Source organism: Arthrobacter sp. NPDC055585, from assembly GCF_053619115.1.
Genome location: NZ_JBSHIT010000003.1, coordinates 1 through 22253 on the forward strand (window position 1 = coordinate 1; position 22253 = coordinate 22253).

The 22253-nt window shown below is 65.5% G+C and carries 21 protein-coding genes; 5 read left to right on the forward strand and 16 right to left on the reverse strand.

The features are described from left to right. Positions 1–58 precede the first annotated feature (58 nt). Complete coding sequence (gene glnA, locus ACWGQ2_RS06210) at positions 59–1483, reverse strand: type I glutamate--ammonia ligase (RefSeq protein WP_452015382.1); 1425 nt, start codon at positions 1481–1483, stop codon at positions 59–61. 260 nt (positions 1484–1743) lie between these two features. Between glnA and ACWGQ2_RS06215 the strand changes: the two genes are divergently transcribed. After that, positions 1744–2190 carry an RDD family protein gene (locus tag ACWGQ2_RS06215; protein ID WP_452015384.1) on the forward strand — a complete coding sequence of 149 codons (447 nt, stop codon included), beginning with the start codon at positions 1744–1746 and terminating at the stop codon, positions 2188–2190. A 63-nt stretch (positions 2191–2253) separates the two neighbouring features. Here the strand turns inward: ACWGQ2_RS06215 and ACWGQ2_RS06220 are convergent, their stop codons facing one another. From ACWGQ2_RS06220 to lipB, 3 genes are all read right to left on the reverse strand, one after another. Continuing rightward, a complete protein-coding gene (locus ACWGQ2_RS06220; protein WP_452015386.1) occupies positions 2254–3006 on the reverse strand; it encodes a DUF4191 domain-containing protein in 753 nt (250 codons plus the stop codon). Positions 3007–3098: 92 nt separating this feature from the next. Then, positions 3099–4103 carry a lipoyl synthase gene (gene lipA / locus ACWGQ2_RS06225; RefSeq protein ID WP_452015388.1) on the reverse strand — a complete coding sequence of 335 codons (1005 nt, stop codon included), beginning with the start codon at positions 4101–4103 and terminating at the stop codon, positions 3099–3101. Then, a complete protein-coding gene (gene lipB, locus ACWGQ2_RS06230; RefSeq protein ID WP_452015390.1) occupies positions 4100–4816 on the reverse strand; it encodes a lipoyl(octanoyl) transferase LipB in 717 nt (238 codons plus the stop codon). Before lipB ends, lipA begins: the two co-directional genes overlap by 4 nt. Positions 4817–4929: 113 nt before the next feature. On the opposite strand from lipB, the gene ACWGQ2_RS06235 reads away from it, so the two are divergent. The 4 genes from ACWGQ2_RS06235 (at position 4930) to crcB (ending at position 11192) form a co-directional block, all read left to right on the forward strand. After that, positions 4930–6567 carry a protein kinase domain-containing protein gene (locus ACWGQ2_RS06235; protein WP_452015392.1) on the forward strand — a complete coding sequence of 546 codons (1638 nt, stop codon included), beginning with the start codon at positions 4930–4932 and terminating at the stop codon, positions 6565–6567. A 10-nt stretch (positions 6568–6577) separates the two neighbouring features. After that, positions 6578–10096 carry a S41 family peptidase gene (locus tag ACWGQ2_RS06240; RefSeq protein ID WP_452015394.1) on the forward strand — a complete coding sequence of 1173 codons (3519 nt, stop codon included), beginning with the start codon at positions 6578–6580 and terminating at the stop codon, positions 10094–10096. 269 nt (positions 10097–10365) lie between these two features. Then, positions 10366–10818, forward strand: coding sequence for a fluoride efflux transporter FluC (locus ACWGQ2_RS06245; protein WP_452015396.1), 453 nt, complete (start codon positions 10366–10368; stop codon positions 10816–10818). After that, entirely contained in the window at positions 10815–11192 is a 378-nt protein-coding gene (gene crcB, locus ACWGQ2_RS06250) for a fluoride efflux transporter CrcB (RefSeq protein ID WP_452015398.1), read from the forward strand. The genes ACWGQ2_RS06245 and crcB overlap by 4 nt, the downstream gene beginning before the upstream one ends. 4 nt (positions 11193–11196) lie before the next feature. Here the strand turns inward: crcB and ACWGQ2_RS06255 are convergent, their stop codons facing one another. From ACWGQ2_RS06255 to sucB, 12 genes are all read right to left on the reverse strand, one after another. Further along, complete coding sequence (locus ACWGQ2_RS06255; RefSeq protein ID WP_452015400.1) at positions 11197–12126, reverse strand: urea transporter; 930 nt, start codon at positions 12124–12126, stop codon at positions 11197–11199. Further along, complete coding sequence (locus tag ACWGQ2_RS06260; protein ID WP_452015402.1) at positions 12123–13235, reverse strand: HoxN/HupN/NixA family nickel/cobalt transporter; 1113 nt, start codon at positions 13233–13235, stop codon at positions 12123–12125. The genes ACWGQ2_RS06255 and ACWGQ2_RS06260 overlap by 4 nt, the downstream gene beginning before the upstream one ends. 14 nt (positions 13236–13249) lie before the next feature. Continuing rightward, positions 13250–14317, reverse strand: coding sequence for an urease accessory protein UreD (locus tag ACWGQ2_RS06265; protein WP_452015404.1), 1068 nt, complete (start codon positions 14315–14317; stop codon positions 13250–13252). Continuing rightward, the gene (gene ureG / locus ACWGQ2_RS06270) at positions 14314–14949 is read right to left on the reverse strand and encodes an urease accessory protein UreG (RefSeq protein ID WP_452015406.1); all 636 of its coding nucleotides are present in this window, start codon (positions 14947–14949) and stop codon (positions 14314–14316) included. Before ureG ends, ACWGQ2_RS06265 begins: the two co-directional genes overlap by 4 nt. 82 nt (positions 14950–15031) lie before the next feature. Beyond that, complete coding sequence (locus tag ACWGQ2_RS06275; protein WP_452015408.1) at positions 15032–15721, reverse strand: urease accessory protein UreF; 690 nt, start codon at positions 15719–15721, stop codon at positions 15032–15034. 9 nt (positions 15722–15730) lie between these two features. Beyond that, positions 15731–17455 (reverse strand): urease subunit alpha, encoded by a 1725-nt coding sequence (gene ureC / locus ACWGQ2_RS06280; protein ID WP_452015410.1) that lies wholly within the window; start codon positions 17453–17455, stop codon positions 15731–15733. Continuing rightward, entirely contained in the window at positions 17455–17901 is a 447-nt protein-coding gene (locus ACWGQ2_RS06285; RefSeq protein WP_452015412.1) for an urease subunit beta, read from the reverse strand. Before ACWGQ2_RS06285 ends, ureC begins: the two co-directional genes overlap by 1 nt. 55 nt (positions 17902–17956) lie before the next feature. After that, on the reverse strand, positions 17957–18862 hold the full coding sequence (locus tag ACWGQ2_RS06290; protein ID WP_452015414.1) for a hypothetical protein: 906 nt from the start codon (positions 18860–18862) through the stop codon (positions 17957–17959). A 1-nt stretch (position 18863) separates the two neighbouring features. After that, positions 18864–19169, reverse strand: a complete 306-nt coding sequence (locus tag ACWGQ2_RS06295) for an urease subunit gamma (protein ID WP_227897094.1) — start codon at positions 19167–19169, stop codon at positions 18864–18866. Between the two features lie 172 nt (positions 19170–19341). Then, the gene (locus ACWGQ2_RS06300) at positions 19342–19770 is read right to left on the reverse strand and encodes an OsmC family protein (protein ID WP_452015416.1); all 429 of its coding nucleotides are present in this window, start codon (positions 19768–19770) and stop codon (positions 19342–19344) included. 215 nt (positions 19771–19985) lie between these two features. Then, a complete protein-coding gene (locus tag ACWGQ2_RS06305) occupies positions 19986–20333 on the reverse strand; it encodes a hypothetical protein (protein ID WP_452015418.1) in 348 nt (115 codons plus the stop codon). Between the two features lie 147 nt (positions 20334–20480). After that, on the reverse strand, positions 20481–22235 hold the full coding sequence (gene sucB, locus ACWGQ2_RS06310) for a 2-oxoglutarate dehydrogenase, E2 component, dihydrolipoamide succinyltransferase (protein ID WP_452015420.1): 1755 nt from the start codon (positions 22233–22235) through the stop codon (positions 20481–20483). Positions 22236–22253: the final 18 nt, after the last annotated feature.

Sequence of the window (22253 nt, forward strand, 5' to 3'; positions counted from 1 at the left end):
CGGCCGCCGAAGCGGCAGTGCGGGCCTTTGAAGCAGCTGGGGTCAGCCGCGGAACGTCCTAGACGCCGTAGTAGAGCTCGAACTCGTAGGGGTTCGGGCGCAGGGAGAGCGGGAAGATTTCCTTCTCACGCTTGTAAGCGATCCAGGCCTCGATCATGTCCTGGGTGAACACGCCGCCTGCCTGCAGGAACTCATTGTCAGCTTCGAGGGCATCCAGGGCTTCCTCGAGGGAGCCCGGAGCCTTCTGGATGTCCTTGGCTTCCTCGGCCGGGAGCTCGTAGAGGTCCTTGTCGATCGGATCTGCCGGCTCGATGCGGTTCTTGATTCCGTCCAGGCCTGCCATCAGCTGTGCAGCGAATGCCAGGTACGGGTTGGAGGAGGGGTCCGGAGCGCGGAACTCGATGCGCTTGGCCTTCGGGTTGGAACCGGTGATCGGGATGCGGATACCGGCGGAGCGGTTGCCCTGCGAGTAGACCATGTTGACCGGGGCTTCGAAGCCCTTGACCAGGCGGCGGTAGGAGTTCACCGTCGGGTTGGTGAAGGCCAGGACAGCAGAGGCGTGCTTCAGCAGGCCGCCGATGTACCAGCGGGCAACGTCAGAGAGGCCGGCGTAGCCCTTCTCGTCGTAGAACAGCGGCTCGCCGCCGTTCCAGAGCGACTGGTGGCAGTGCATGCCCGAGCCGTTGTCGTTGAAGACCGGCTTCGGCATGAACGTGGCGGACTTGCCCCAGGCATCGGCAACGTTCTTGACGATGTACTTGAACTTCATCAGGTCGTCAGCCGCGTGGGTCAGCGTGGTGAACTTGTAGTTGATTTCAGCCTGGCCGGCACCGCCAACCTCGTGGTGGGAGCGCTCGACCTCAAGGCCGGCGTTGTCCAGCTCGACGCAGATGGCGTCGCGGAGGTCGGCCTGCTTGTCGACGGGAGCAACGGGGAAGTAGCCGCCCTTGAACGGGGTCTTGTTGCCCAGGTTGCCGCCTTCTTCTTCGCGGCCGCTGTTCCAGGGTGCCTCGATCGAGTCGACCTTGTAGAAGCTGCCCTGCGGGGCGGATTCGTACTGGACGTTGTCAAAGATGAAGAACTCGGCTTCGGGAGCGAAGAACGCGGTGTCGGCGATGCCGGTGGAAGCCAGGTAGGCCTCGGCACGCTCAGCCACGCCGCGGGGATCGCGGTGGTAGGGCTCGCCGGTGCGCGGGTTGACGATGGAAAAGTTCAGCGCCAGGGTCTTCTCGATGCGGAACGGGTCCAGGAACGCGGTGGTGACGTCGGGGATCAGCTGCATGTCGGACTCGGCGATTCCCTGGAAACCGCGGATGGAGGACCCGTCGAAGAGCTGGCCGTTGACGAAGAAGTCGGCGTCCACAGACTTGGCCGGCACATTGAAGTGCTGCTGCACGCCGGGAAGGTCGGTGAACCGGATGTCGACGAACTTCACATCTTCGTCAGCGATGAACTTGAGGACCTCGTCCGCATTCTTGAACATCGTGTCTATGCTCCTTATACATGTTTGGTTGGAAGGCCTCGGGCGGTGGCCTGTCCAGGCGCCAGTCGGTGATTCCCGCAGGATCCGGCAACTGAAAATAGTCTAGGAGCACCCCATTACCCGCCCGTGTCACCAATGTTTCGGCAACGTTACGTGCATCATGCTCCTGTGACCACCCTAGCCTGTGCGCGCTGTGACAGGCATAATTGGCCGCTTCACAGTCCGTCCGCAGGGCCGGCACAACCCGGTAGTCTTAAACGGTGGTTGACAGAAGAAGCTTAGGTTCATGGCTCGAAGGCCCCCCGTCAGATGAAAGCAACTGGCCGGGCCGCAGGCTGGGAAGGCCCCGCACCGGCCCCGGCTCCATTGCCCGGGTTGGCCCGCGGCTGGGTGCCCTGGTGGTCGACTGGGCCGTGGCATCCCTCATCGCCTACGCGTTCTTCGGCGGCACCGGAAACTCGATCCTGCTGGTGTTCGCGGCGGAGCAGATCCTGCTCGTTGGCCTGCTGGGCTACAGCATCGGCCACCGCGTCTTCAGCCTGCAGGTCCAGAAACTGGACGGCGGAGCAGCGGGCCCCCTCGCCGGCGTCGTACGCACTGTCCTGCTATGCCTGGTTATTCCGGCCCTGATATTCGACGCCGACCAGCGCGGCCTGCATGACCGGGCCATGAAAACAGTCCTGGTGAAGGTCAGGCACGGACGCTGATCCTCCCGTAAACGAAAGAACGCCCCCGGCATAATCTGCCGGGGGCGTTCTGTTTGGCTTCGTTTACCGGCCGCGTGCGGCCTTGCGGTCCGGGCGTGCCTTGTACGGGTCGATTCCCTTGGGAATCGGCAGGCGCTGGCCAATGGCCGAGAGCCGTTTGTTGACGGCCTGGACTTCCTGCTTCGTCAGGGACTTCTTGAGCTTCTTGACCTTCTTGGCCACCTGCTGCAGGGGAACCTGGCCCTCGCCGCGGCCGGTCTGGATGACGTGGACCGGAACGTTGGGAACAATACGGTTCATCTTGCGGCGTTCACCGTCAACCAGGGCCTTCACACGGTTGGACGGGCCTTCGGTCACCAGGACGATGCCGGGACGGCCGATGGCACGGAAGACAGCGTCCTGGGTGCGGGGGCTGACGGCCACGGGCTGTTCCTCAAGGATCCAGCCGCGGCGCAAAACCGAGAGAGCAGCGCCGGAGGCTCCGGGCTGGCCCTCGATCTGGGCAAAGGCGGCCCGCTCGGCGCGGCGGGAGAGAATAAACATGGCGGCCAGCAGACCAAGCGGGATCGCGATGATGAGCATCGTGACCCAGTTGTCGATCAGGAACCCAATGATCAGGCCGATGGCGATGATGCCGAGGAAGGCACCAACCATCCGCCAGATAACGCTGGGATCGTTCCGCCGGGTCATTTTGAAGACATCGGCGATCTGTTTCATGCGGCCGGGCTGCTTGTTCTTCTTTTCCGCCTTCGGCTTGCGGGAGAAGAGGCCGCGGCGGGCGCCCTTGGATGCGTCGGAATCAGTGCTGTTGGCCATAATGCGTCAATTCTACGTGATGACGGCCCGGCGCAATCTCCCCGTGACACAGGGAGGCGCCGGGCCTGCTGAGACTGGTGGAAAGCTCCGCTTTACTGGCGGGCCAGCACGGCGGATGCCTCCTGTGCTGCAGTTCCGGAATCGGCAATATGAGCCAGGTTTGGCGGCAGGACACGGCCCTTTTTGCGCATGGCCCCTGCCCAGAGCCGGCCGGCACGGTAGGAGGAACGGACCAGCGGTCCGCTCATCACACCGAGGAAACCGAGCTCTTCGGCTTCGGCGCTCAGTTCAACGAATTCCTCCGGCTTTACCCACCGGTCCACCGGCAGGTGACGCTCACTGGGGCGCAGGTACTGGGTGATGGTCAGCAGGTCACAGCCGGCCTCGCGCAGGTCGCGCAGGGCTCCGGAGATTTCCTCCCGGGTTTCACCCATGCCGAGGATGAGGTTGGATTTGGTGACCATGCCCAGGGCCTGGCCCTGCGTGATCACGTCAAGTGAGCGCTCGTAGCGGAACGCCGGACGGATCCGCTTGAACAGGCGGGGCACCGTTTCCACGTTGTGGGCGAACACCTCAGGTGCGGCGTCGCAGATTGCCTGGATGTATTCGGGCTTGCCGGAGAAGTCAGGGATCAGGATTTCGACGCCGGTGCCCGGGTTCAGCGCATGGATCTGCCGGATGGTCTCCGCGTAGAGCCAGGTGCCTTCATCCTCCAGGTCATCGCGCGCGACGCCGGTGACGGTGGCGTAGCGCAGGTTCATGGACTGGACGGACCGCGCAACCTTGAGCGGCTCCATGCGGTCCAGGGGTGAGGGCTTGCCGGTATCGATCTGGCAGAAGTCACAGCGGCGTGTGCATTCCGAGCCGCCGATCAGGAACGTGGCCTCCTTGTCTTCCCAGCATTCGAAGATGTTGGGACAGCCTGCTTCTTCGCAGACGGTGTGAAGGCCTTCCTTTTTGACCTGGCCCTTCAGATGGACGTACTCCGGGCCGATGTTGACCTTGGCTTTGATCCAGTCGGGCTTGCGTTCCACTGGAACGGCGACGTTTCGCTGCTCGATGCGCAGCAGGCGGCGGCCTTCGGGGGCAAGTGTCACGTCATGGCTCCTTGTGCTTTTTCGGCTGTGGCGGTGCCCGCAGGCGCGGGTCCGGATGCTCCGGGGCGGTTCAGCAGGCTCCCGAGGGTGCGCTGCAGCTCTTCTTCCACCCGCTGGACGACGTCGGCGGGGGTCACCAGGGTGCCCGTTTCCTGGCTGAGGGAGGTTGTTCCGGCATCAGTGATGCCGCAGGCAATGATCTGCGCGTACGGTGCCAGGTCATTGCTGCAGTTTAGGGAGAAACCGTGCATGGTGACGCCGTGGTCCACCCGGATTCCGACGGCGGCTATCTTGCGGTCCTGCCCGCCGTCGCCTCCGGTGATCCAGACACCGGACCGGCCGTCTACACGCCGGCCGGAAACCCCGTAGTCAGCCAGCACGGCGATGATTGCATCTTCCAGCGCTGCCACGTAGTCCACTACCAGCACAGGATCAGGCAGCCGGAGGATCGGATAGCCCACCAGCTGGCCCGGGCCGTGCCAGGTGAGTTTGCCGCCGCGGTCTACGTTGACCACCTCAGTGCCGTCGAAGGGGCGTTCATGCGGTTCGGTGCGCCGTCCTGCGGTGTAGACGGGGGTGTGTTCCAGCAGGAAGACCGTATTCAGCCGGCTGCCGTCAAGGACGTCCCGGTGAGCCGTGCGCTGGAGCTCCCAGCCCTCCCGGTAATCCAGGTACTCCGGAGCAAGGCCAGCGCGCAGAAACTGCAAATCCATAGGGGCTACCCTAGCCGGGAATGGACCGGAAAGCAGATGTGTTTCCCGTCACGTTCTCTCCCTGCTGTGGATAACTTCTGCGCCTGTGTCCAGGACCGGCTAGAACTGTCGGCATGCAGATGAATCCAGCACGGCAGTCAGTTTCGGCAGGCGACGCCGGAACTCCGCCCGCGCCTGTGCTGCCCGAGGGCCAGTGGCGGGTGGGCCGGTGCCTGGGAACGGGAAGCAGCTCATCCGTGTGGCTGCTAGAGAATCCGGGGGAGGGCAGACGGTACGCCCTGAAGATGCCCCTGGAGCGGGACAGCCTCTCGGAGGACTTTGAACTGCGCCGTGAGCTGGCCATCCTCTCCAGATACCACCACGAGAACCTGCTGGGCGTGGAAGGGGTCCTTTCTACGGCATCCGGTCCGGGCCTGCTGCTGGAGTACGCCCCCGGAGACAGCCTGTCCCGGCTCATCGCTGCCCGCGGAACGCTGGGTGCAGGTGAAGCGGTTACCGTGCTGGTTGCCGTGGGAAGGGCGCTGGCCTGCCTGCATGCCGAGGGGGCAACACACGGGGACGTGGCCCCCGGCAATGTCCTCTTCAGCGCAAACGGGAAGCCCCTGCTGGCCGACTTTGGCACTGGAAGGCTCCTCGCGGAGCCGGCAAACCAGGCAACCGGGACTCCTGGTTTTATGCCGGCGGGCGCAGCGGATCCGCCGGCCGAGGAGGCCGGGCCGGCAGCCGACGTCTACGCGCTGGGTGCGCTGGGGTGGTTCATGCTGACCGGAAGGCCACTGGTGCCGGGCCTGCGCCCTCCGCTCAGCGTGCTGCTCCCTGAGCTTCCGGCGGCGCTGCGGGACCTGGTGGACTCCGCTCTCGAGGAAGATCCGGCACTGCGGCCGCAGGCGGGGGACTTCGCCGCACGCGTACTGAGGACCTGCCCGGCGGAACCGGTTGACCTGCTGCCCGCCGTACATCCTGCCGTCCGCCCGGAGCTGCGAACCCGCCGGTCTTCCGGGAGCACCAGGAACCCGCGGCGAAGGCAACGGCGGGGAAAGCGGAGATTCAAACCGCCCTGGGAGGAAGGTGGACGAAGGCGCGCCGGGGCCGCAGCCAGCAGAGCCTGGCTGACCGCGGCCACACTGCTGGTGGGCGCGACGGCGGTGCTTGCAGCTGTGGCGCTGGCAGCGCCCCAGCTGCTGAGGCCGGAGACTGCGGAGGTCATTCCTGCAGCCGGGGGAACACAGGCTCCGGCAGGAGCTTCGGACACCGCCGAGCCCCCGACTGCAGCTTCGTCCGCACCCGGAACCCCGGACGAACCATCCGCTGAGGAATTGGCGGTGCTGGCTGGTGAAGACCCTGCCGCGGCTGCCCACGTGCTCTCGGAACTTCGTGCCCGGGCGTTTGAACAGGGCAGTGTGCAGCTCCTGGACTGGGTCAACTCTCCCGGTTCGCCTGCCGGGTCAGCAGACCTGGAACAGGTTCGGGCACTGGCGGAACGCGGTGAGCGGCTGGCAGGACTGGACATTGAAGTCTTCCGGACCGCTGCCGTTGCGGAGCCGTCCGGAAGCCGTGCCCGCGTAGCTGTCTCAGCACGCCTCTCGGCGTGGGAGCAGGTGCGCGGCGACGGATCCACTGCCGCGCAGCCGGGCGGCCCGGTGCGGCAGGAAGTGCTCCTGGAACTGGAGCGGATCGGTGAGCAGTGGCGGATAACTGCTGTGCTTCCGGCGGCGGCAAGCCTTCAGGAGCGTGCAGGCACCGAAAGATAGGATCGGAGGTATGAGTTCAACTCCCTACCTTCGCTATCCTGACCTGCACGGCGACCGCGTGACCTTCGTTGCTGAGGACGACGTGTGGGTTGCTCCGGTCTCAGGTGGCCGGGCCTGGCGTGTTTCCTCGATGCAGCTGCCTGCCCGCAATCCGCGATTCTCTCCCGACGGTTCAAGAATCGCCTGGAGCGTTGCGCAGGGTGCCGCTCCTGAAGTTGTCACCGCTGATACCGACGGCGGGGACTTCCGCCAGCTCACGTTCTGGGGCAACCCCAACACCACTGTCCGCGGGTTCTCCCCATCGGGCGCCGTGATCGCAACGAGCCCCTTCGAATTCGAGGACCTTCGGCTCCGCTGGGCCTATGAGGTCCCCCTTGACGGCTCCGCTCCGTCCCGGCTGCCCTACGGTCCGCTGGATACCCTGGCCCATGGTCCGGCACTTGGCGACGAGCAGCCGCTGGTCATCGGATCGGTGCTCAGCCGGGAGCCCGCCCGCTGGAAGCGTTACCGCGGCGGTACAGCCGGAAAACTGTGGATCGACGCCGACGGCAACGGCGAGTTTGTCCGGCTGGTCCCGGAACTGGACGGCAACCTGGCCTACCCCATGTGGATTGACGGCCGGATCGCCTTCTTCTCCGACCATGAGGGCTACGGCAATATCTACTCCGTGACGCCGTCCGGTACCGACCTGCGTCGGCATACCGATTTCCAGGACTTCTACGTCCGCCATCCGTCCTCGGACGGCAGCCGGATCATCTTCGAATCCGCCGGTTCCCTGTGGCTCCTGCCCAGCCTCGACGCCGAGCCGGAACGCCTGGACATCACGCTGGGTTCCGCCGGGACCAGCCGCCGCCCGCGCCCGCTGAATGCCGCGCAGCACCTTAGGGCGGCCGTTCCGGACACCGCAGGTTCCTCCAGTGTGGTGGAAACCCACGGCACCCTTCACTGGCTGACCCACAAGGACGGTCCGTCCCGGGTCATCGAAGCAACTCCCGGTGTGCGTGCCCGGCTGGGACGGCCACTGCCCGGCGGCCGTGCGGTATTCGTCGCTGATCCGGACAACGAAGAAGCCCTGTTTATCAAGGACGTTTTCGCGTCCCTCCCCGCCGGCGAAGGCCCTCGCCCGGTTGCAGTGCCGGCGCCGGCCCCTGCCCAGTCCGGAAAGGGACAGGATGAGCCCGAGCTGCCCCGCCCGGTTTCAGCTCTCGGCCGCCCTGCTGCCGGCAGCACGGCCGTGCCGGCAGCTGCCCCTGCACCGGTTCAGCCCAGCGGCAGCGAGGACCAGGGGACGTCACAGGGCGCTTCCGAGGCGGTGCTCACGTCCCAGGAAAAGGCGGCGGGAACCGGCCTGGTCCGTGTCCCGTTCCCGGCGCCCACCCGCACCTCGCAGCTGGTCCCCAGCCCGGACGGCAAACTCGTGGCCGTCGCCACCGAGTTCGGCAAGGTCTACCTGCTCGACGTCGAATCCGCAGAACTTCTTGAGATAGCTGACAGCGGGCACGGGGCAGTAGAGGACCTGGCGTTCAGCCCTGATTCGCAGTGGCTGGCGTGGGCCGAACCGGTTACCGTCCACGGCGCGCGCAGCAGGATCCGGCTCCGGGAAGCGGCGGCAGACAAGACGGCAGTCACCGATGTGACCGACGGCAGGTTCCACGATCACAGTCCCTCCTTCACCCCGGACGGAAAGTTCCTGGCGTTCCTCTCCGAACGCAGCTTTGATCCGGTTTATGACACCCACGGATTCGATCTCGGGTTCCCGACGTCCACCAAGCCGTTCCTGATCGCCCTGTCAGCGGAGACGGCCTCTCCCTTTGGTCCCTCCGCCCACGTGGTGGAACCCGCAGCTGGGGACACCACAGAATCAGATGACCCCCGGGACGCTCCTGCACAGGCACCAGGGACGTCCGTAGATCTGGACCGCCTGGCAGAGCGCATCATCGCAGTCCCCGTTCCCCAGGGCAGCTACGCCAAGCTGCGCGCTGCGGAGGGTGCCTTGCTATGGCTGGCCGAAGACGTCTACGGCGTGACCGGAGACGGGCGGGCTTCCTCCTCCGACCGGGCTCCGGGCAAGCGCCTGGAGCGCTTTGACCTGACCAAAAAAGAAGTGTCCGTGCTGGTGCCTGCGCTGGATGACTACGAGCTCTCCGGGGACGCCTCCACCGTGGTGCTTCAGCATGAGCACCGCGTTCGCGCTGTGCCGGCCGGCGCCCGTGCAGATGAAGATTCACCCGAGAACGTAACCGTGGACCTGACCCGCATCCGTGTCCTGCTGGAGCCGCTGAAGGTCTGGGGACAGGCGTTCGACGAAGCCTGGCGGCTGCAGCGGGAGTTCTTCTGGACCCCGGACATGGGCGGCCTGGACTGGGACGCAGTGCACGCCCGCTACCGCCCGCTGGTAGAGAACCTGGGCTCGCATGATGACCTGGTGGACCTGCTGTGGGAACTGCACGGCGAGCTGGGCACTTCCCACGCCTACGTCACGGCTGCAGGCGCAGCGGAGCCCGGGGGAGGGGCACAGGGCTTCCTGGGTGCGGACCTCCGGCCGGGAACAGGCGGCTGGGAAATAGTTCGTATCCTGGACCCGGAATCCTCTGACCCCAAAGCCATTTCCCCGCTGAGCGCACCGGGCGCCGACGTGCGGCCCGGAGACATCATCGCGGCTGTGGACGGCCTGCCCGTCCCGGCGGACAAGGGCCCGGCTGCGCTGCTGGTCGGCGCAGGCGGACGGGTCGTGGAACTGACGGTGATCCGCAGCGGCGAGGACGGGTCTGCCCAGCGCCGCATCGCCGTCGTACCCCTGCGCAGTGAAGAACGCCTGCGCTACCAGAACTGGGTCAATGCGAACCGCCGCGCGGTGCGCGCTGCCTCTGACGGCTCGTTCGGCTACCTGCACATCCCGGACATGGTGGCCAGCGGCTGGGCGCAGCTGCACCGTGACCTGGACAGCGAGGCGGCGAAGAACGGGCTGATCATCGATGTCCGGCACAACCGCGGCGGACATACGTCCCAGCTGGTGGCTGAACTGATTGGCCGGAAGGTGACGGCGTGGATGCTTCCGCGCGGTGACCAGGCCGGAACCTACCCTGAGCAGTCTCCGCGCGGCCCCGTCGTGATCCTCACCGACGAGTTCGCCGGCTCGGACGGGGACATCGTGACCCAGGTGGCCAAGCTGCGGGGGATCGGACCCGTGGTTGGCACCCGGACGTGGGGCGGCGTCGTCGGCGTCGATGGACGCTTCGACCTGGCCGACGGCACCTCGGTGACCCAGCCGCGCTACGCGTTCTGGTTCACCCAGGGGGTGGGCTTCGGCGTGGAGAACCGCGGCGTGGAACCGGACATCGAGGTTCCCTACCCGCCGCACGCCTACGCGGCCGGGGAAGATCCGCAGCTGGAGCAGGGCGTGGCCATCCTTAAGGAAATGCTGGCGGAGATCCCCACCGACGAGCCGCCGGCCCGCGAAGGCTATCCCAGCCTGCGCCCGGCACCGCTGCCGCCGCGGCCGCAGGACACTGCTGCCCAAAACGGCTAGCCGGAACAACTCGGAGGGCCCCCTTTCCTCGCGGAAGGGGTCCCTCCGTCCGTTTTCCGCCGCTCTGCCCCGCCGCGGACCGCTTCATGATTGAAAGCCCTGAGCGGGCAGGAGTACCGTTCGAAGCTGGGCACATCGTCCTAGACCGCCCGCTTCTTCGAAGAGTTAGGCACCGAGTTGATCCGTGCATACCTAAATGCCGGCCGCTCCGTCTGCACCGAGCCGCCTGGCTGCCTGATGAATATTCCCCGGACGGGTTGGTGCGGGCCATGAGCGGCCGCCCGTCCTACCTGCGCGGGGCAGCGATCGCGCTCGTCTTCGTGGGCGGCGCCTTTGGTGCCGGCAGCCGCGAGGGCCTTTCGCGCGTCATCCCGAACCTCGGCGAGGTTCCCATCGCCATCCCGATCATCAATGTGGTTGGCGCCTTCCTGCTTGGCTACCTTTACGAAGCCGTCACCCGCCTGGACAAGGCGCGCCCAACCGGCGCGAACCTCAAGCTGCTGCTCGGCACCGGCTTCTGCGGCGGCTTCACCACCTACAGCTCACTGGCCACAGATACCGCGGTGCTCTTTCGTGACGGGCTGCCCGGATCTGCCGTGATCTACGCTCTGGCAACGGTGATCGTCGGCGCCTGCGCCACCTGGGCGGGCATCGCCATTGCGACCGCGGTCAATGACCGCGCCTCGACCCCGCGCAAGGATGAGCAGGAGGACGCTACATGACCCCCGGAATTTTCCTGCTGCTGGCCCTGGCCGGCGGGCTTGGCGCCACCGTGCGGTTTATGCTGGACGGATTCATCCGCGCCCACTCAAAGACCCGGTTCGCGTGGGCGACGACGATCATCAACGTCTCCGGTTCCCTTGTGCTCGGCTTTCTCACCGGGCTCACCGTTGAACGTTTTGTGCCCACCGATATCAGCATCGTCATCGGCACCGGGTTCCTCGGCGGTTACACCACCTTCAGCACGGCCAGCTATGAGACGGTGCAGCTCCTCAAAAAGGGACGCTACGGCGCATCTTTCATCAGCGGCATCGTGATGCTCGTGCTTTCCGTTGCCGCAGCCGTAACCGGCCTCTGGATTGGTACGTCGATCTAACCGCCTACGGACGCTTGGCCGCCGGAATGTAGTAGGCGATCACCAGGAATACCCAGGTGGTGAGGATGTACGGCCAGGTGTAGGTGGGAGCGTCCAGGCGGTGCATCACCACCGTGACGACGGCGGTCACCACAGTTCCAATCACGGCCAGTACCCAGGACACCGGGGTGCTGCGCAGAAACACCACGGCCAGCGCAATGGCGGTGAGTACACCGGAATACCCGGCCAGGCCGTTTGCGGTCTCAGTGAGGGCCTCTCCCATTGCCAGCGCGCACAGGCTCCCCACCACACTGCCGAGCACAGCGGCCAGGCCGACCTTCCAGCCCGCAACAAACAGGCCGAGCAGGATGAGCGCACCGGACCACTCGTTGTTGATAAGCACCACCTCGGAGACGTTCGTCAGCAGCGAGCGGACGAAGGCGACCGCCGGCGAATCGATGGTGGCCGATGCAGGCGCACTGACGTGCAGCGCCTGGGTGCTGAGCAGAATCCCGGTTGCCACGATGCAGAACGGCGCCGTCGTGGAGGGCAGCGCGTAGATCCTCAGCGGTGTCTTCGTGAACAGGGCCACAACCAGCCACGTCACCGGGGCACAAAGCAACCCGCCCACAAGGGCGATCGGGTAGGCGGCCCACTGGCCGCCGATGGCCGAGAAGGTCCCGGCACCAACCAGGGCGCCGCAAAAGCCCTGCATACCCGTTGTCACCGAGGTTGAGTCGGCCCTGAGGAGCTGCCCGCCCACCACGTTTCCCGCAGCGCCTATCAGCACGAGCAGTGCCATGCGCCAGTCCGCCACGGCGAAGGCAGCCAGAATCAGCAGTGCCGTGTATATGTTGCTCTGGAAGAAGATCTGGGAGAGTCCCTCGCACCAGCCCTTCAGCCAGCCGGTCCCTGAAACGGCGGGTCTCGGTGTGCTTGCCGCTGCGCTGCTCATGGCTTCTCCTCCCCGGCCGCGTTGTCCGGCGGCCGGGCCCACTTCTCTTCAACCCGGCCGAACCTCCAGTAAGCGGTGGAGATGATCCAGACCAGCACGAGCGTGCCGACGATGATGTAACCCACGTTCTCCAGGTCGATGCCGGCTATCCAATTGGTCAGCGGGTCGCGCAGCCCGAGCTTCTCATTCAGCAGCCCGACGAGCTCGATGCCGCCGATCATCACGGCGATCATCACGGAGAGCCCTGTGATGGTGAGGTTGTAGTAGACCTTGCGGATGGCGTTGACGCTCGCCCAGCCGTAGGCTCGCACCATCACCGACGAATCGAGGGTGTCGAACAGGCTCATGCCGGCAGCGAAGATGAGCGGCAGACAAAGGATGGCGTACCACGGCAGTCCCGTCGCGGCCCCCGTACCGGCCAGCACAAGGAGCGCGATTTCGCTGGCCGTATCGAAACCGAGTCCGAACAGGAAACCGACGGCGTACATCTTTCCCGGCCGGTCGATTGTCCGCATCAGCGGCTTGAGAATCCGCGTGATGAAGCCGCGCCCCTGCAGGTGCCGTTCAAGCTCCAGTTCGTCCATTTCGCCGTTGCGCGAGGCCCGCCACACCTTGAGGATTCCGATAAACGCCACGGCGTTGATCAGCCCGATCAGCAGCAGGAAGACACCGGAGACAACCGTCCCGAAGACGCCCAGTCCGTTGCGGACCTCATTGCCGTCATCACTCAGGCCCACGGCCCAGCTCACCCCGAGGGCCAGGAGCGCCGCCATCAGGAAAACGATGGTGGAGTGCCCCAGGGAGAAGAACAGGCCGACGCCGGCAGCCGGCCTGCGCAGGTCCACCAGTTTGCGGGTGGTGTTGTCGATAGCGGCAATGTGGTCGGCGTCGAAAGCGTGCCGGACGCCGAGTACGTACGCCACTACGGCAATTCCAACGCCGAAGACGGAGGAACCCAGCTGCAGGTGCAGCGGCTCCACCAGGAAAAAGAAGAGCCCAAATCCGGCGATGTGCAGCAGGACCACCGGAATAAAAGCCCGCACCACTTGTGCCCGGTAGGAGCGCTGCGGCCGTACCGCTTCCTCCTGCGGGTTAGTCTGTATCCGCACGGTCAGACCCCTTCCTAGGTTTTCCGAATGACGGGGGCCTGCTTCCCGGTCAGCAGCTCATGCACGGCGGCTGCCGCCGCTGTGTTTGCTGCTGCCACTGCCACGGTGTCGTTACCCACCAGGCGCATCCACACGCCGGTGTCACCCGGCAGAGTGCTCACACCGAAGATCAGGTCACCGCCGCTCCCCTGAACCGCGCGGGCCAGCGTGTCTGCCAGTTCAGCTGGGGGAGCGAGGGGCGTGAAGACATAGAGCATGGCGAGTACGTCGTGCCCGGCAAGCACGCCGAGGCCGTTCACTCCGTTGCCCCGGCTGTCCTCTCCGTTCTCTGCCTTGGGTGAGAGCCTCACCCGGTCCAGGGCGACCAGCCGGCCGTCGGGTCTGCGCACCTCGAGGTCCGAGGCATAGACGTCATAGGCGTGCCGTTCGCCGCGGGCCAGCCGGCCGGCATAGACGGTCTCACCGAGCAGCAGCGTCGCGGACGCGTCCAGCACCACCGAAGTGTGCTGGTAGAAGCGTGAATCCGCGAAGGGAACTACGGGGTCAGGCAGGTATTCAACGTAGGCGCCCTCTTCGGCCGCGAGGTTCACGACGGCGGTGGCGTACCCGGCGTCCATCCGGTAGATGCGTGTGTGCGCCTGTGTGGTCACATGCGCTGACGTTCCGGCGCCGAAACGCAGGTCGGTGCGCTGCCGGTCGCCCTGCAGGATGCCTCCGCCGGATGACATGAGGTAGGTGTACGCCATGTCGGGGCGCAGCTGGTTGAAGTACAGCGGGTGCATGATCTGCAGCGGAGACTTCTGATAGTGCTGCACCAGCTCGGTGCGGCCTCGGTTGCGGTCAAAGCCGAGCTGCAGGATGCCTACCTTTCCCGGGCTGCCGACCGGCAGGCCCACTGGATTCCCTGCATGGCGCAGCACTTCCTCCGGCACCCGGACCGGTTCGTAGTACGCCGGTTCCAGCCGGTAGCCGCCTGCGCTGGGCGGCCGTCCGCCCGTCCGGGCGGCCGCCGGTCCGGGGACAGCGGCGGCGCCGGGGCCGGGGAGCGGAGCGCTCTGCGGTTCCGCTGCCTTGACCGTCATCCGATGAGCTCGGTTCTGGCGCCGTTCCACTGCGTCATGATCTGCTCGTGCAGTTCATCGACGCCATGCCCGGTGAGTGAGTTGGTCAGCACCACCGGCCTGTCCTCGCGTACCCGGTGCGCATCGGATTCCATGACGTCCAGATCCGTGCGCACGTACTGGGCGATGTCGATTTTGTTGATCACCAGGATGTCGCTGTCCGTGATGCCCGGCCCGCGCTTGCGCGGCATTTTCTCCCCCTCGGCGGTGTCCAGCACAAACACAAAAACATCGGCCAGTGCAGGGGAGAAGGTCAGCGTCAGGTTGTCCCCACCCGACTCATAGATGAGCGTGTCGATCTCGGGGAACCGCTCCAGCATTTCCGCGCCGGCCGCCAGGTTCATGGTCGGGTCGTCCCGCACTGCCGTGTGCGGGCAGGATCCGGTTTCGACGCCAACCACGCGCTCCGGATCGAGTATGCCGTCCAGTTCCCTGCGGACGTGGTGGGCGTCCTCCTGGGTGTAGATGTCGTTCGTGATCACGCCCGGGGTCCGGCCGGCCGCGATGAGCCGGGGAACGAGGGCTTCCGTGAGCGCAGTCTTGCCGCTGCCTACGGGGCCGCCGATTCCGATCCTCAACACGTTCTCGCTCATAACTTCCTTCTTTCCGGTTTTTCAGCATCTTTGGTATCTGCGCACCTGCCGGTGCCGTCCCGTTTCATCCCCCTGCGCTGCCTCAGCTGGCGAAGAGCCGTGCCTCAGCTTTTTCATGCTGGGCGGACATGACGTCTGCCATTGGTGCGCAGCCGCCCAAGTCAGCGAGGTCCCGTTCGAGCGCTGCATCGGTCGCCTGCTCTATGACGCCGGCTGTTTCCAGCAGCATGGCCTGGGCGTGCCGGTGGTCCGTCAGCCGCAGCCGGAGCGCGGCTCCGACGAAACTTGCGGAGAAGGCGAACAGGTCCGAGGCCACGGCCTGCCGGGTCTGGACGCCGTTGGCCGCGTAAATCACTGCCGTGGCGACCGGCTGGCAGCCGGGTGTGGCCCGCCTGCGCACCCGGCCGCCGTATTCGGTGAGCAGCGGCTGACCGATCAGCTCCGCACCCAGATCGATCAGCTGGTGGCCGCTGCGTACGGAGGCCCTGCGCATTTCCGCGTTCAGTTTGGAAGCGAACAGGCGCTGGTCGACCTCCTGCACAAGCTCGACGTCGCCGTCGGCCGCCGCACGGTGCGCCGCGGCGAGGGCCGTAGCGTCCCCGGGACCGACGGAGTGCAGCAGAAGTTCGGCCAGGAGCGGCTGGACGTCACCGCGCGAGACGAGCCGGGCCTGGCTGTAGCCCTCCAGTCCGTGTGACATGGTGTAGAAGCCGCTCGGGAAGGCAGAGTCCGCGAACTGGAGGCTGGTCAGCAGCTGAGCTACATCTGACATGCTGCGCCCCTAGGCAAGGAAGAACAGCTGGGTCAGCGGCAGCGACTGTGCCGGCGGTATTTTCGCCAGCGTGCCGTTGTAGGTCACGTCGTACGTTTCCGGATCCACCGTGATGTCCGGGGTGGCGTTGTTGCGGACCATGTGTTCCTTCCCGATCCCGCGGCAGCGGTGCACCGGGAGAATCTGGCTCTCCAGCCCGAGTTGTTCCGGAACGCCCTTCTCGATGGCGGCCTTGGACATGAAGGTTGCCCGGGTGCTCTGCAGCGCCCTTCCCTGAGCACCGAACATGGGCCGGTAGAACACCGGCTGCGGGGTCGGCAGGGACGCATTCGGATCTCCCATAAGGGCCCAGTTGATCAGGCCACCCTTGACGATCAGCCGGGGCTTGGCCGCGAAGGACTGAACGGGCCAGAGCACAATGTCCGCCATCTTCCCCGCTTCAAGCGATCCGATGTAGTCGGATACACCCTGGGTGATTGCCGGGTTGATGGTGATCTTGGCGAGAAAGCGCAGCACTCGGAAGTTGTCGTTGTCCGGGCTGTCTTCCGGCAGCTTGCCGCGCTGGTCCTTGCAGTGGTGCGCTATCTGGAAGGTGCGCATAAAGGATTCACCGATACGCCCCATTGCCTGGGAATCGGAGGAGACCATGGAGATGATGCCCTCGTCATGGAAGACCGTCTCGGCGGAGATTGTCTCGGCGCGGACCCGGGAGTCCGCGAAGGCAACGTCTTCGGGGATGTCGTGGGAGAGGTGGTGGCAGACCATCACCATGTCCAGCAGTTCATCCACGGAGTTGGCCGTGTAAGGCAGCGTGGGGTTCGTTGAGGACGGCAGGACGTTGGGGTAGCCGGCCACCTTGATGATGTCCGGTGCGTGCCCGCCGCCGGCACCCTCGGTATGGAAGGTGTGGATGGTGCGGCCGTCGATCGCATCGATGGTGTTTTCCACGTAGCCGGCCTCATTGAGGCTGTCAGTGTGCACCGAGATCTGGACGTCATAGTCGTCGGCGACGGAGAGCGCCATGCTCAGCGCTGCCGGCGTCGTGCCGTAGTCCTCGTGTACCTTGAGCCCGGCTGCCCCGCCCTCAACCTGCTCAACGAGGGCCTCGGGCAGCGATCCGTTGCCCTTGCCGAGCACGCCCATGTTCACCGGCATGCCCTCGATCGACTGGAGTATCCTGCCGAGGTTCCAGACACCGGGCGTGGTGGTGACGCCGTTGGTGCCGTCGGTAGGGCCCGTGCCGCCGCCGAAGAGGGTGGTGATGCCGTTGGACAGGGCAGCCAGGGCCTGCTCCGGTGAAATGTAGTGCACGTGCGAATCGATGCCTCCGGCGGTGGCGATAAAGTGCTCGCCTGCCAGCAGTTCCGTCCCGGGGCCCACCACCAGGCGCGGGTCAACTCCGCTCTGGGTGTGCGGGTTCCCGGACTTGCCGACCCCGGCAATTTTGCCGTCACGGATGCCGATGTCACCCTTGACCACACCCAGGATGGGATCGAGGATGATGGCGTTGGTGATAACCAGGTCCAGCACCCCCTCGTCGGAGGTGGCCTGCGGATCGGCGGCCATGCCGTCGCGGGCGGTCTTTCCGCCGCCGTAGACGACCTCGTCGCCGTAGTGGCCCTCATTGAAATCCTTCTCAATCTCGATCACCAGGTTGGTGTCAGCCAGGCGCACCCGGTCGCCGGTGGTCGGACCGAAGAGGTCGGTGTACTGCTTGCGCGAGATCTTCGCCATCACTTCTTCCCCTCTTTTGCGGAGCCGGCTTTAGCCGCGCTGCCCTGGTTGTTCGCAGTGGGTTTGGCGGTCGGCTTGCCGTCCTGGAACCCGAGTTCCTTCATTCGTGCCATGGCGCGGATTTTGGTGTCCGTGGCGTCGAGGCTGCCGTCGACCAGGTTGTTGAAGCCGATGACCCGCCGGGAACCTGCGAAGGCAGTAAGCGTTACTTCACGCGTGTCGCCTGCCTCGATCCGGACGCCGGTGCCGGCGGGAAGGTCCAGATGCATTCCGTAGGCGAGTTCGCGTTCGAACAGCAGCGCCTTGTTGGTTTCGAAGAAATGGAAGTGCGAGCCGACCTGCACTGCCCGGTCTCCGGTGTTGCTTACCAGCAGCGTGACGCTTGGGCGGCCGGCGTTGATCTCAATGTCCTCTTGCTTGTGGTCATAAGTGGGGGTGCCCAGCATGATCTGTCCTTCCCTAGCGGTGCAGGTTGCTGCAGGTGGTGTTGGTGGGACCCGGTCAATTCCTGCCGATCGGGGCGGGGTGGCTGTGCGGATGGCCGGCGGCCGTACCGTGGCTGTGCGGATGGGAGTGTCCGGCGGCCTCTTCGAAGGCATGCGAATGGGCGTAACCGTGGCCGTGGTCGGCCTCCAGTCCCGCTTCCACTCCGGTCCGTCCGTGGCTGAGGGCGTGCAGGGCGTCGCGGATACGGTCACCGATGACCCGCAGCACTGCCCGCTCGCTCAGCAGCGGGCCGTAGAACTCGGCGTCGGAAAAACCTCCGGCACCGTAGGGCACAGCCTCTGAGCGCACGGTTGCCTCCCGCCGGAACCCGGCCGGAACTACGACTGTGCGGGTACTGCCAAGCATCCGGAGCCGCTCGACCGCTTCCAGCAGCGCGCCCGCACTGCCGACTGCTGCCGTCTCGACGGGGATGCCTGCTCCGTGCGTCCGCACCAGATGCGTGATGCGGTAGAGGTCGGCGTCGTCAAACGGGTTGGCAGCATCCGCGGCGATCAGCACTGCGGCGTCCGGTGCCCGCCGGCGCACTTCCGTGGCTGCGGTTCTCAGCCAGGCCGTGAGGTGGTCGGCCGTTCCAAAAGGATCAGCCAGGGCCAGTGCCGCAGCAGTGCCGCGGGCGGCCGCTTCCGAGCCGAGCCAGTGAAGCGTCTTCGCCGTATCGGCGATGAGAGTGGGGTTGCGGCCGAAGGTCATCGGAAGCACCACGACCGGGGGAGTGCCGGAAGCGGGAGCTTCCCGGTTCCGCCCAAGCAGCCGGGTGAGCAGATTATGCAGGGGACGGCCGGCCGGGGTCACAAGAGCGCCTGGCATTATCTCCGGCACGAATGAGAGATCCGCCCCGTTGCCGCTCTCGTGTCCTCCGACCAGCACCACCGCCGCACGCGGCTCGGTGGGCTGGGTCAACTCACACCCCGATGGGATCGTGGCAGGAAACCAGCTTGCTGCCGTCGACGAAGGTTGCTTCGATCTGCAGCAGCGGCAGCCGTTCGCGCACTCCGTCCATGCACTGGCTTTCGGAGACGATGGTCTTGCCGAGCTCCATCACCTCGGCAACCGTCCGGCCGTCCCGGGCACCTTCCAGGATTGCCTCGCAGATCAGGGCGGTGGCTTCGCTGACGTTGAGTTTGGTTCCCCGGTCCCGGCGTTTGCGGGCCAGATCAGCCACTTGGTACACGTAGAGTTTGTCGATTTCTTTCGGCGTGAGGTTCATATCTTCACCTTCAGACGCAGTTGCGATCGTGTCGAAACCGCTCCCTTGGCCCCCTGCCAAGCTCGCTTGTAAGCGAGAGTACGCGCCCACTGTGGCCCGGCAATACCCCAAAGGACCCCTCCCGGGCGGGAGAGGTCCTTTTTGCCTTGGAGGTGCCGGGGCGGCGCAGGGCCTAGGTTTCCAGTGCGGCATCCATGGTGATGCTGATGCCGGCCAGCGCCTGCGAGACGGGGCATCCGGTCTTCGCGGCCTCGGCGATGTCCGTGAACTCTTCGGCCGTCAGATCCGGCACCACGGCCTTGACCCTCAGGTGGCTGCCCGTAATTCCGGTACCCGGAACGAAGGTGACTTCGGCTGAGGTTTCAATGCGTTCTGCCGTTTTGCCTGCCTCTGCCAGGGCATTGCTGAAGGCCATGGAGAAGCAGGCCGAATGTGCGGCAGCGATCAGTTCCTCGGGACTGGTCCGTCCCTCAGCCTCCTCTGCGCGTGCCTTCCAGGTGACGTCGAACGTACCTAGCTGGGATGAATCGAGGGTGACCTCACCCTTGCCGTGGAACAGGTCCCCGTTCCAGATGGTGTGTGCTGAGCGGACCGTGGCCATGGAAGCTCCTTCGGGGAATGGGCGCCGGGGGCGGGACTGCCGGAGGCGCTGGCGCCCATCCTTGCAGGCACGGCAGTCAACTGCCAGACCCCTAAGGCACACCCGGGGTCCGGCGTCCCGGCACGGGCATAAAAAAGTCCCTCCCCTCCAAAGCGGAGGGGAGGGACTGTGCAGGCCGGCCGCGGATCAACCGCGTGCTGCTGTTTGGGGTTTGGTTACCACATGGTGGCCAGGGCCACGTTGACCACGGTCAGGATACCCACGCCGTTGGCCAGGCCGCCGGAGACAGGCTGGTCCTTCTTGTACTTGCGCTGGCCGATGAAGGCCATGACTGCGATCACCAGTGCGATGGTGAGCTTGACGGCAACCTTGATGTGGTTGACCTCGTTGTCGGCCATTTCGTTGACGCCGACCAGCAGGATGCCGGTGACCAGCTGCAGCAGTGCAGCGTGGAACTGGCCAGGCATCACGGTGGGGTTCTTGATCTTGGCCAGCCAGATGCCAACGATGACACCGGCTCCAAGGATGTGAAGGAAAACGAGGAAGCTGAGAAGGAAGTCCATGGTTTCGATCTTACCGACAGAGTGTCAGGGTGCGTAAATTTTCCGATAACTATTCTACAACGGGTAGAAAATTGCAGGCCGCAGGCCGGTTAACACACCGAAGGCGGGTGTTCCCAAGAGGACACCCGCCTTCGTGTGCTTTAGCGCTTAGAGGCCCAGATCGGCTTCGAAGCTGCCTTCTTCCAGCCGTGCCTTCAGGGTCTGCAGGAAGCGGCCTGCGTCGGCGCCGTCCACCAGGCGGTGATCGTACGTCAGCGACAGGTACATCATGGAGCGGATGGCAATGGTGTCATTGCCGTCCTCGTCCGTACGCACAACCGGGCGCTTGACGATCGCACCGGTACCCAGGATGCCTACCTGGGGCTGGTTGATGATCGGCGTATCGAAGAGGGCTCCGACGCTGCCGATGTTCGTGATCGTGAAGGTGCCGCCGGAGAGCTCATCCGGACCGATCTTGCCGCTGCGGGTGCGTGCACCGACGTCGGCAATGCGCTTGGCCAGGCCAGCGAGGTTCAGGTCGCCGGCGTCGTTGATGACCGGAACCAGCAGGCCCTTTTCGGTATCAACGGCGATCGCCAGGTGCTCGGCGTCGTGGTAGGTGATCTCCTGCGAGTCGCTGTCATAGGAAGCGTTGAGCTTCGGGTGCGCCTTCAGCGCCTCCACGACGGCCTTGGCAATGAACGGCAGGAACGTCAGGTTGGCACCGTTCTGTTCCTTGAAGCCGGCCTTGGCCTTCTGGCGCATCGTGGCGATGCGCGTCATGTCGACTTCCTGGACCTGGGTCAGCTGTGCCGAGGTGTCCAGGGACTCCTTCATGCGGCGGGCGATCGTCTGGCGGATCCGCGGTGCCTTGACCGTGGTGCCGCGCAGCTTGGCGCTCTCTTCGCTGATCTTGGACGGGGCAGCCTTGTCAGAGGAGGACGGCGCTGCGGCGGGTGCCGGTTCCTCAGCCTTGGCGGCTTCGGCGGCGTCCAGCACATCCTGCTTGCGGATGCGGCCGGCCACGCCGGAGCCCTTGACGGTGGAGAGGTCCACGCCGTGCTCGTTGGCCAGTTTGCGGACCAGCGGGGTGACGTAGGTGCCGGAGCCGGACTCTTCCTTCGCGGCTTCCTGCTGCTTGGGAGCTTCCTGCTTCGGAGCCTCTTCCTTCGGGGCTTCCTGCTTGGGAGCTTCTTCCTTCGGAGCCTCTTCCTTGGGCTCGGCTACCGGCTCGTCGCGCTCGGTGGACGGAGCGGCAGCAACGGGCTCGGCTTCCTTCGGCTCGGCCTTGGCCGGTGCGGCGGAACCGGAACCGATGACGGCCAGGACGGACCCAACCTCGGCGGTCTCGTCCTCGTTGACCTTGATCTCCAGCAGCTTGCCGGCCACGGGGGAGGGGATCTCGGTGTCAACCTTGTCAGTGGAGACCTCCAGGAGGGGCTCATCCACTGCCACGTCGTCGCCAACGGCCTTCAGCCACCGGGTGACGGTGCCTTCGGTGACGCTTTCGCCCAGGGCGGGCAGCGTAACGTCAGTGCTGTCACCGGAATCGGCGGAGCCGGAGTCCTCAGCAGGTGCTTCCTGGGCCGGAGCCTCTTCCTTGGCCTCAGGCTCGGCTGCCAGAGCTTCTTCAGCTTCCGGTGCTTCTTCCTCGGCGGGAGCGGAACCGGAGTCAGAGGAGCCGGAGCCGTCGCCGATGCGCACGAGCGCTTCGCCGACCTCTGCGGTTTCGTCCTCAGCCACGAGGATTTCCTCGATGACGCCTGCTACCGGAGAGGGGATTTCGGTGTCGACCTTGTCGGTGGACACCTCCAGCAGGGGCTCGTCGACGGCGACGGTATCGCCTACCTGCTTCAGCCAGCGGGTTACGGTGCCTTCGGTGACGCTTTCACCAAGGGCGGGTAAGTTCACGGTTTCAGACATATTGTCCCCGTTTCTCCT

What these genes read in the sequence shown, in the direction of transcription:
- ACWGQ2_RS06265 (WP_452015404.1), bottom strand. Translation starts at nt 14,317, where the DNA reads ATGACGGTCAAGGCAGCGGAACCGCAGAGCGCTCCGCTCCCCGGCCCC.
- sucB (WP_452015420.1), bottom strand. Translation starts at nt 22,235, where the DNA reads ATGTCTGAAACCGTGAACTTACCCGCCCTTGGTGAAAGCGTCACCGAA.
- ureC (WP_452015410.1), bottom strand. Translation starts at nt 17,455, where the DNA reads ATGGCGAAGATCTCGCGCAAGCAGTACACCGACCTCTTCGGTCCGACC.
- ACWGQ2_RS06240 (WP_452015394.1), top strand. Translation starts at nt 6,578, where the DNA reads ATGAGTTCAACTCCCTACCTTCGCTATCCTGACCTGCACGGCGACCGC.
- ACWGQ2_RS06295 (WP_227897094.1), bottom strand. Translation starts at nt 19,169, where the DNA reads ATGAACCTCACGCCGAAAGAAATCGACAAACTCTACGTGTACCAAGTG.
- crcB (WP_452015398.1), top strand. Translation starts at nt 10,815, where the DNA reads ATGACCCCCGGAATTTTCCTGCTGCTGGCCCTGGCCGGCGGGCTTGGC.
- ACWGQ2_RS06275 (WP_452015408.1), bottom strand. Translation starts at nt 15,721, where the DNA reads ATGTCAGATGTAGCTCAGCTGCTGACCAGCCTCCAGTTCGCGGACTCT.
- ACWGQ2_RS06245 (WP_452015396.1), top strand. Translation starts at nt 10,366, where the DNA reads ATGAGCGGCCGCCCGTCCTACCTGCGCGGGGCAGCGATCGCGCTCGTC.
- ACWGQ2_RS06300 (WP_452015416.1), bottom strand. Translation starts at nt 19,770, where the DNA reads ATGGCCACGGTCCGCTCAGCACACACCATCTGGAACGGGGACCTGTTC.
- lipB (WP_452015390.1), bottom strand. Translation starts at nt 4,816, where the DNA reads ATGGATTTGCAGTTTCTGCGCGCTGGCCTTGCTCCGGAGTACCTGGAT.
- ACWGQ2_RS06220 (WP_452015386.1), bottom strand. Translation starts at nt 3,006, where the DNA reads ATGGCCAACAGCACTGATTCCGACGCATCCAAGGGCGCCCGCCGCGGC.
- glnA (WP_452015382.1), bottom strand. Translation starts at nt 1,483, where the DNA reads ATGTTCAAGAATGCGGACGAGGTCCTCAAGTTCATCGCTGACGAAGAT.
- ACWGQ2_RS06305 (WP_452015418.1), bottom strand. Translation starts at nt 20,333, where the DNA reads ATGGACTTCCTTCTCAGCTTCCTCGTTTTCCTTCACATCCTTGGAGCC.
- ACWGQ2_RS06235 (WP_452015392.1), top strand. Translation starts at nt 4,930, where the DNA reads ATGCAGATGAATCCAGCACGGCAGTCAGTTTCGGCAGGCGACGCCGGA.
- ureG (WP_452015406.1), bottom strand. Translation starts at nt 14,949, where the DNA reads ATGAGCGAGAACGTGTTGAGGATCGGAATCGGCGGCCCCGTAGGCAGC.
- ACWGQ2_RS06255 (WP_452015400.1), bottom strand. Translation starts at nt 12,126, where the DNA reads ATGAGCAGCGCAGCGGCAAGCACACCGAGACCCGCCGTTTCAGGGACC.
- ACWGQ2_RS06285 (WP_452015412.1), bottom strand. Translation starts at nt 17,901, where the DNA reads ATGCTGGGCACCCCCACTTATGACCACAAGCAAGAGGACATTGAGATC.